8 protein-coding genes and 1 pseudogene are annotated in these 7227 nt (G+C 66.7%); 3 read left to right on the top strand and 6 right to left on the bottom strand.

What is annotated here, in order from left to right:
- Positions 1-42: 42 nt before the first annotated feature.
- Positions 43-1548, bottom strand: coding sequence for a 2-methylcitrate dehydratase PrpD (gene prpD, locus AC5Y3Z_RS25105; protein ID WP_463828858.1), 1506 nt, complete (start codon positions 1546-1548; stop codon positions 43-45).
- Positions 1549-1845: 297 nt separating this feature from the next.
- Here prpD and AC5Y3Z_RS25100 point away from each other — a divergent pair, with 297 nt between their 5' ends.
- The gene (locus AC5Y3Z_RS25100) at positions 1846-2052 is read left to right on the top strand and encodes a DUF222 domain-containing protein (RefSeq protein ID WP_463828857.1); all 207 of its coding nucleotides are present in this window, start codon (positions 1846-1848) and stop codon (positions 2050-2052) included.
- A 109-nt stretch (positions 2053-2161) separates the two neighbouring features.
- On the opposite strand, the gene AC5Y3Z_RS25095 is transcribed toward AC5Y3Z_RS25100, so the two are convergent.
- The 4 genes and pseudogenes from AC5Y3Z_RS25095 to AC5Y3Z_RS25080 all read right to left on the bottom strand — a co-directional run bounded on the left by AC5Y3Z_RS25095 (position 2162) and on the right by AC5Y3Z_RS25080 (position 3794).
- Positions 2162-2485, bottom strand: a complete 324-nt coding sequence (locus AC5Y3Z_RS25095) for an excalibur calcium-binding domain-containing protein (protein ID WP_463828856.1) — start codon at positions 2483-2485, stop codon at positions 2162-2164.
- On the bottom strand, positions 2460-2645 hold the full coding sequence (locus AC5Y3Z_RS25090; protein WP_463828865.1) for an excalibur calcium-binding domain-containing protein: 186 nt from the start codon (positions 2643-2645) through the stop codon (positions 2460-2462). Before AC5Y3Z_RS25090 ends, AC5Y3Z_RS25095 begins: the two co-directional genes overlap by 26 nt.
- Before the next feature lie 432 nt (positions 2646-3077).
- A pseudogene (locus tag AC5Y3Z_RS25085) lies at positions 3078-3155 on the bottom strand (hypothetical protein); the annotation flags it as partial.
- 126 nt (positions 3156-3281) lie between these two features.
- Positions 3282-3794, bottom strand: coding sequence for a DoxX family protein (locus tag AC5Y3Z_RS25080; protein ID WP_463828855.1), 513 nt, complete (start codon positions 3792-3794; stop codon positions 3282-3284).
- Positions 3795-3916: 122 nt separating this feature from the next.
- On the opposite strand from AC5Y3Z_RS25080, the gene AC5Y3Z_RS25075 reads away from it, so the two are divergent.
- On the top strand, positions 3917-5389 hold the full coding sequence (locus AC5Y3Z_RS25075; RefSeq protein WP_463828854.1) for a pyruvate, phosphate dikinase: 1473 nt from the start codon (positions 3917-3919) through the stop codon (positions 5387-5389).
- On the top strand, positions 5386-5991 hold the full coding sequence (locus AC5Y3Z_RS25070; protein WP_463828853.1) for a MarR family transcriptional regulator: 606 nt from the start codon (positions 5386-5388) through the stop codon (positions 5989-5991). The genes AC5Y3Z_RS25075 and AC5Y3Z_RS25070 overlap by 4 nt, the downstream gene beginning before the upstream one ends.
- A gap of 3 nt (positions 5992-5994) precedes the next feature.
- Here the strand turns inward: AC5Y3Z_RS25070 and AC5Y3Z_RS25065 are convergent, their stop codons facing one another.
- Positions 5995-7221: a WS/DGAT domain-containing protein gene (locus AC5Y3Z_RS25065; RefSeq protein WP_463828864.1), complete on the bottom strand. Its 1227-nt coding sequence runs from the start codon at positions 7219-7221 to the stop codon at positions 5995-5997.
- Between the last annotated feature and the right edge of the window lie 6 nt (positions 7222-7227).

The raw sequence follows: 7227 nt of genomic DNA, 5'->3' as shown, positions 1-7227 counted from the left end.
CGCGACGGCGCCGAAGCCGCTAAGTGGGGCGGGTAGTCCGGCTCACCCGAAAACTCCGGCCGGAATCGTCGGTCCCTGCTCCAACACTGACGGCTTGAGGACGACGTTGAGCGCACCCAGTGCGCCTGCCGGCAAGTCCGGTAACGCTTGAACCGCAGTCAGGAAGCGTCGTTGCGCGGTCTCGTCGACCACACCCTCGGCCAGCCCGGTGAACTTCGCGGCATACTCCTTGCGCCCAAAAGGCCTGGCGCCCAACGGATGTGCATCGGCGACGGCCAGCTCGTCGACAATAACCTCGCCGCTGCGCAGGGTGATTTCCGCACGGGCCCCGAACGCCCGGTCCGCCGGTTCGCTGGAGTGGTAGCGCCTGGTCCACTCGGGGTCCTCCCGGGTCGAAATCTTGTGCCACAGTTCGACGGTGTCCGGCCGGTGTGCCCGCTCTGGTGCGTAGGAGCGTTCGTGATGCCAGGTGCCGTCCTGTAGTGCGACGGCGAAGATGTACATCACGGAGTGGTCCAGCGTTTCGCGGGACGCGTCCGGATCCATCTTTTGCGGATCGTTGGATCCGGTGCCGATGACGTAGTGGGTGTGGTGGCTAGTGTGCAGCACGATCGTCGCAATGCGGTCCAGGTCGGCGATCCGCGTGCGGAGTCGGCGAGCCAGATCGATCAGGGCCTGACTCTGGTATTCCGCAGAGTGCTCCTTGGTGTAGCTGTCCAAGATGGCGCGCTTGGGTTCGCCCGATTCGGGCAGCGGCACCTGGTAGGTGTGCTCCGGGCCGGAAAGCAGCCACGCGATCACGCCGTCCTCGCCTTCCCAGATCGGCGCCGGCGCCCCCTCGCCCCGCATGGCCCGGTCGACTGCTTCGATCCCGACCTTGCCGGCCCATGCCGGCGCAAATGCCTTCCAACTCGAGATCAGACCCTTGCGGGACTGCCGCGTCGCAGTGGTCAGGTGTAGCGCCTGCCCGATCGCCTGGTAGATCGTCGCCATGTCGAGTCGCAGCATGGTGCCTAATCCGGCAGCCACCGAAGGACCGAGATGTGCGACGTGGTCGATCTTGTGCTCGTGCAGGCAGATCCCTTTGGACAAGTCGATTTGAATCTCGTACGCGGTGGCCAGTCCGCGGATCAGGTCCGCCCCGGACAATTCGAGGTGCTGAGCCACCGCCAACAACGGGGGGATGTTGTCGCCCGGGTGTGCGTACTCGGCAGCCAAAAACGTGTCGTGGTAATCCAATTCGCGTACTGCCGCACCGTTGGCCCAGGCGGCCCACTCCGGAGAGTAGTCGCCCTCGACGCCGAACACCTTCGCGCCGGTAACGACCGGGTGGGCCAGCGCTTGCGCGCGTGCGACTGCGACCGGACGTCGCAAGGCTGCGGCCGCCGACACCGCGGCATTGTCGATGATCCGGTTGATCACCATGGCCTCGGTGTCAGCTGGGACGGCTACCGGGTCGGTCGCCACCTCGGCGATCTTCCAAGCCAGGTGCTCAGAGCGGGGAAAGTCGTCAGCGCTGCGGCGGGCCCGCACCTCATGGATACGCATAACCGGCACAGTACGCAACAGCGCCGACTTCGCTTCGCTGTGCGCGAATAGGGCTGTGCTGCATGGCATCCGGCCGGGTTTGTCGGTGGCTGTCCCTAGAGTTCGGGGTATGTCGGGCGGCACGAGCGCAGAGATCGTCCCCCCGACGTCATTGCCACCGGGTATCGCCCCGACCAGCTCACCGAATACGCCCGCGTCTACAGAGACTGCCTCAAACCCGACGGCAACTTCCTGCCCGGGGAGCCCGATCGGGCCCGCACACGCGGCCTCACCCTGGGCCGTTAACAGCCCGACGGGATGTCGACGATCAGCGGCCTGATCACCCCGAAATTCCGGGCCACCCTGGAAGCGGCGTTGGCCAAACTGGCCGCCCCCGGCATGTGCAACCCCGACGACCAGGCCCCGATCATCGAAGGCCGCACCGGCGAAGAAGCCGTCGCCCGCGACAAATTCGCGCGATTTCATGCTGCAATGTACGAAAGTCATCTTCGCCAAACCCAGTGATGATTGGGAGTTCCCAGAACGGTGGATCATCGTCACCGTGGTCGTCGAGAATTTCACGAATAGCGCGTTAAACATGAGCAGCGCTTGGCGGTTGAAGTTCGAAGACGGGCTAGTCACCACGCTGGCAGGCCACGCCGTCACCATCCCGGTCCAGCGCCGGGTGATAGTCGATGTCTCCCCGTGGAATGTTGGTCCTGCCATCAGCCCAAGCCTCAGCACAATTCGCGTAATGGTGGGGCAGGTCGCTGGACGCAGGACTGACGGTCAGGCTGCTGGTGCTGCGAGGTGGCCCAGCCGGTCGCTGGGCCTCGTCGAGCTTGTACCCGGCAAACACCATCACCACCGCCACGATCACCGCGATGACCGACACGATGGCGCGGATCTGCGCCTGAGTCAGGCGCGGGGGCTTATCGCCGTTCGCAGGCGATGCCATCGTTGTCTCGGTCCAGCTTCTGGCTATAGGCCGGGTCGCCCCGGGGAATGTTGTATCTGCCGTCGGCAGCCGCCTGAGCGCAGGTCGCGTAGGGCGGGTCTGCCTGCGCAGCGGGTGCGACAGAGACTCCGATACCCAGGACGGCGGCGACAGCGGCCATGGACAGGATTACAGCGCGGATCGACATTGATCCACTCCCTTCTTCGTGGTTGAACGAAGGGAGCGTAAGAGAGCAGCAGGTGTCGCCGGGTCGGATTCGGCAAACTCTTCGTTGCGGGGTTTACCATCCCCACATGGCCGACCCAGTAGCCAAGCCGAAGTTCGGCAACCGCCCGTACGAAGCCTACTTCTCGGCCCGCAGCTCCTCGGCTTCCGCCTCGTCGATCTCGGCATCAGCAAATCCACGGCATCCTCGCGAGCCAGGCGGCGACCGCAGGGCGTAGACCATCGGCTCGACGAACTCGGCGCGGATCGACACGCTCCGGCAGGTCTTGCAGCGGTACATAGGGCGCTTGGTCTGGTAGTCGCCCAGGCCGACCAGGTAGCCACCACAGTTCTCACGGCCACACCAGAGCATTCGGGTCGACGGGTGGGCCAGGGCCATGAATGCTTCCAACTCGAAAGGACGACGATGCAACCTGTCGAGATCCCACGCCACCACGGCCTGTATCCGGGCCATACAGACCGCCATACAGTCCTCGCGCTGTCGGGCGAGGCCGAGCTCTTCGCCGGTGACGTCGGAGCTGCACCACCCCGAATGAAGACCTGAAACCGACCAGGCCGACGATCCGTAGCGCTATTGCGGCTGCGGCGCCGGTGGCCGATAGAAAATCAGCAGCTGCCCGATGGCGCCGGCCAGACCGAGCCCCAGCGAGATCGCCAGGCCGCTCCATCCGGTCATCCACAGCTTCTCGCCGAACAGCAGGTAGTCCAGGCTGAGCTTGCCCGAGCCGACGGTGGCCACTGCGACGGCACTCAGCGCCAGCACCAGGTTGTACTCCCAGCCCTCTTTGACGATGAAGAAGCCGTTGTGGCGGTGCACCGTCCACGCCGCGACGATCATCAGCGACACGAAACCCGCCGCCGGGATCGGCGTCAGCAAACCGGCTGCCAGGCCCAGTCCGGCGGCGGTCTCGGTGCTGGCGGCCACGGTGGCATGAAACTTCCCGGGCTTCATTCCGATGCTCTCGAACCAGCGCGCGGTCCCCGGTATCCGGCCGCCGCCGAAGAATTTGTTGAGGCCATGCGCGGCCAATGTCAGACCCAGTACCAACCGCAGAATCAATAACCCGACATCGATGGCAGTCATACAGTTCAAACTAGATCATCGCTTGTGACGGACGCGGCCAACCACCGGTGTGGGACCATTGCGGGCGTTCCGGCGTTTGCCCGCAGCACCGATCGGGCAGCTCAAAGACTAGGGGGTGCACCATGGCTCGGGTCGCACCACGCCATGATTCCCCCGTCGGCACCCTGCACGACAGCGTCGTATTGCTCGACGGCCGGGCTGATCGGCCCCGGGAGATCCTGGGCAACAAGGGCCACGGCATCGACACCATGCGCAGGCACCATTTGCCGGTGCCGCCCGCTTTCTGCATCAGCACCGAGGTCGGCACCCGGTATCTGGCCGATCCCGCGCCGACGATGGATGCAATCTGGGACGCCGTCCTGGACCGGTTGGGGTGGCTGGAAGAGCAAACCTCGCGCACCTTCGGGAAGGGGCCGCTGCCGCTGCTGGTCAGCGTGCGCTCGGGCGCCACCCAGTCGATGCCCGGCATGATGGACACGATCCTCGACCTCGGGATGAACGACGCTGTCGAGCAGGCGTTGGCCCGGTACCAGGCCGCGGCATTCGCCCGCGACACCCGCCGCCGGTTCACCACCATGTACCGGCGCGTGGTCGGAGACGACCCGCCCGAGGACCCCTACGCACAGTTGCGCGCGGGCATCGAAGCCGTGTTCGCGTCATGGAACTCCCCTCGCGCCACCGCATACCGCGGACACTACGGCCGCGACGCGCGCGGCGGCACGGCCGCCGTGGTGCAGGCGATGGTGTTCGGCAACCTGACCGCCGACTCCGGTGCCGGGGTGTTGTCGTCACGCAATCCGATCACCGGAGCCAATGAACCGTTCGGCGAGTGGTTGCCGGGCGGCCAGGGTGACGACGTGGTGTCGGGACTGGTCGATGTCGAGCCGATCCATGCCCTGCGCGATCAGCAACCGATCATCTTCGACGAGTTGATGTCCGCCGCCCGACGCCTGGAACGCTTCCACTCGGACGTGCAGGAGATCGAATTCACCGTGGAAGACGGGAAACTCTGGCTGCTGCAGACCCGGGCGGCCGAGCGGTCAGCACCTGCCGCGGTGCGCCTGGCTCTGCAGCTCCGGCACGAACAGCTCATCGACGATGCCGAAGTCCTGCGCCGGGTGACTTCCGCGCACATCGAGACGGTGCTGCGACCCGCGCTACAACCGGAAAGCCGGTTATCCGCAGCGCTTTTGGCCAAGGGTCTACCGGCCTGCCCAGGTGTCGCAACCGGCACCGCATACACCGACGTCGACGAGGCGCTGGACGCCGCCGACCGCGGCGAGCAGGTCATCCTGGTGCGCGACCACACCAGACCCGAGGACGTGCTCGGGATGCTGGCCGCGCAGGGCATTGTCACCGAAGTCGGTGGCGCCGCGAGCCATGCCGCCGTCGTCAGCCGCGAACTGGGCCGGGTGGCGGTGGTGGGCTGCGGTCACGGTGTCGCCGCGGCGCTGGCCGGCAAGCAGATCACCGTCGACGGTTACGAAGGCGAAGTACGCCAGGGCATTCTGCCGCTCACCGCATGGTCCGAGGACGACACTCCGGAGTTGCGCGAACTCGCCGAGATTGCGCGACGGGCGGGAGTCGACCGGTGACCGAATTGGCTGTGCTGCAGGCTGTTCGCCTCAAAGGGCGGGTCAGCGTGCCCGACCTGGCCGCGACCCTGGGGATGGACCACGACACCGTCGGCAAGACAGTAGATCGACTGGCCGACGCCGGGCTACTGGTCGAGGGACCCACGGTACGGATCTCCCCGACGGGTCGCGCCCGGCTCGCCGAATTGCTCGCCGCCGAACGCCAGCATGTCGCCTCGGCCACGATCACCGCGGTCTACGACGAATTCCGTTCGGTCAACGGCGAATTCAAATCTCTGGTCACCGACTGGCAGCTCAAGGACGACCGGCCCAACGATCACGCCGATGCGGATTACGACGCCGCAGTGTTGGCCCGCCTCGACGATGTGCACCGGCGCCTGGTGCTGATCATCGGCCCGGTCACCGCGCAACTGCCGCGCCTCAGCGCCTACGTGACCAAGTTGGACGTCGCGCTGAACCGGGTGAAGTCAGGTGAGATCCCTTGGCTGACAAGGCCACTCATCGATTCCTATCACACCGTGTGGTTCGAACTGCACGAGGAACTGATCCTGGCCGCCGGTCTGACCCGGGAGGAAGCTGCCCGATCCGGCGACGCAGGCTAGTGACTACAGCGCCGTGTCCAGCAGCCGCATGTAGGCATCCACATCGGGAACAGCCGATCCCGACGCGTTGATGCTGACCGCAACGGTGTCGCCGATGCCGTGCACTCCGTGGGTCAGGCCCATCAGCGGGGACAGCGACGGGTACCCGGCGGTCAGCACCACCGGGGCGTCCCCGAAGCGCAGATCGGCGGGGCCGCGATGCACGCTGGAGACCACCGTGTTGCCGGCCACGTGCGCGGGCCGGGCGTCGACGTCGAACTTCGATACTCCCCAACGCAATAACGCCGCGGGGACGCTGGCGAATGCACGGTCACCGGCCCGGACGGCGGGGTGCTCGAGGCGACGACGCGCGTTGGCCAGGTCGACGCCGATCCGCTGCAGCCGTTCGGCGTGCGCGAGTTGCGGATACAGCCCCACCACGGCGTTGGCGAAATGGTTGCAGCCCAGGCGGGCACCCGATTTGGCTATCGGCACCTCGGCACCCAATGAATCGATGTCACCGCCCAGCATTTCCGACATCGCGTCCGAGACCGCGGCCAGTACGCCGACGGTGACGGTGGCACCCGGTAGTTGGGAACGGTGGCGTACCAACGTGCGAATGGACCGCGCACCCCGTGGCCGGGCATTGGTGGCCAGCGGCGGCCGGGTGCCCAGGGCCGGCGCCACCAGCCCGGCTTCGGTATCGGCAACCAACTGCCGGTGGGTACGCACCGCGTCGAGCGCCCGCAGCGGCACCAGCCCGGACCGCGGCCTGGGGACCTCTGGCGCCGGGCCCGCCCTGCCGAACAGGAACGCGGCCAGCGCGGCGCCCCGGCGGCCGTCGGCGAACGCGTGCGTGGCCTGCACAACGACAACGGCGCCCGGTCCGGATGCTCCCGGAATGCCCTGCACCGGGGTGAATAGATGGATGCGCCAGGGGATTCCACCCCTGCTCATTTGGTTGTCGGCCAGGCCGGCCACTGCCGCGAGACAACCGTCCCAGCTGTCGTCGGCCAGATCGTGCCGGGCGGTACAGGCGGGCCCGACGTCGGCGGGCACCCACCGTGGATAGCGGACGGCACAGTCGTCCTCGGCGCGAATCGCCAATGCGGGGCTGGCCTGCGCCCGTCGGCGTACCTGCTCCAGAGCATGCTCGACGTCGTCGGGTGCACCGTCGAACGCGTAGAGCAGGAACTCGTCGTTGGGGACTTTCGCCGACATCCAATAGAACTGGGCGTCGACGGCCGCCATCCGCGG

It is taken from the genome of Mycobacterium sp. NGS61 (assembly GCF_059812325.1).
Note: the sequence above shows the minus strand (reverse complement) of the source record. Positions and strands in the feature narration are given on the sequence as shown.

Excerpts from the sequence above, each read along its gene's own strand:
- AC5Y3Z_RS25095 (WP_463828856.1), bottom strand. The coding sequence starts at position 2,485 with ATGGCATCGCCTGCGAACGGCGATAAGCCCCCGCGCCTGACTCAGGCG.
- AC5Y3Z_RS25065 (WP_463828864.1), bottom strand. The coding sequence starts at position 7,221 with ATGGCGGCCGTCGACGCCCAGTTCTATTGGATGTCGGCGAAAGTCCCC.
- AC5Y3Z_RS25090 (WP_463828865.1), bottom strand. The coding sequence starts at position 2,645 with ATGGCCGCTGTCGCCGCCGTCCTGGGTATCGGAGTCTCTGTCGCACCC.
- AC5Y3Z_RS25075 (WP_463828854.1), top strand. The coding sequence starts at position 3,917 with ATGGCTCGGGTCGCACCACGCCATGATTCCCCCGTCGGCACCCTGCAC.
- AC5Y3Z_RS25100 (WP_463828857.1), top strand. The coding sequence starts at position 1,846 with ATGTCGACGATCAGCGGCCTGATCACCCCGAAATTCCGGGCCACCCTG.
- AC5Y3Z_RS25080 (WP_463828855.1), bottom strand. The coding sequence starts at position 3,794 with ATGACTGCCATCGATGTCGGGTTATTGATTCTGCGGTTGGTACTGGGT.
- prpD (WP_463828858.1), bottom strand. The coding sequence starts at position 1,548 with ATGCGTATCCATGAGGTGCGGGCCCGCCGCAGCGCTGACGACTTTCCC.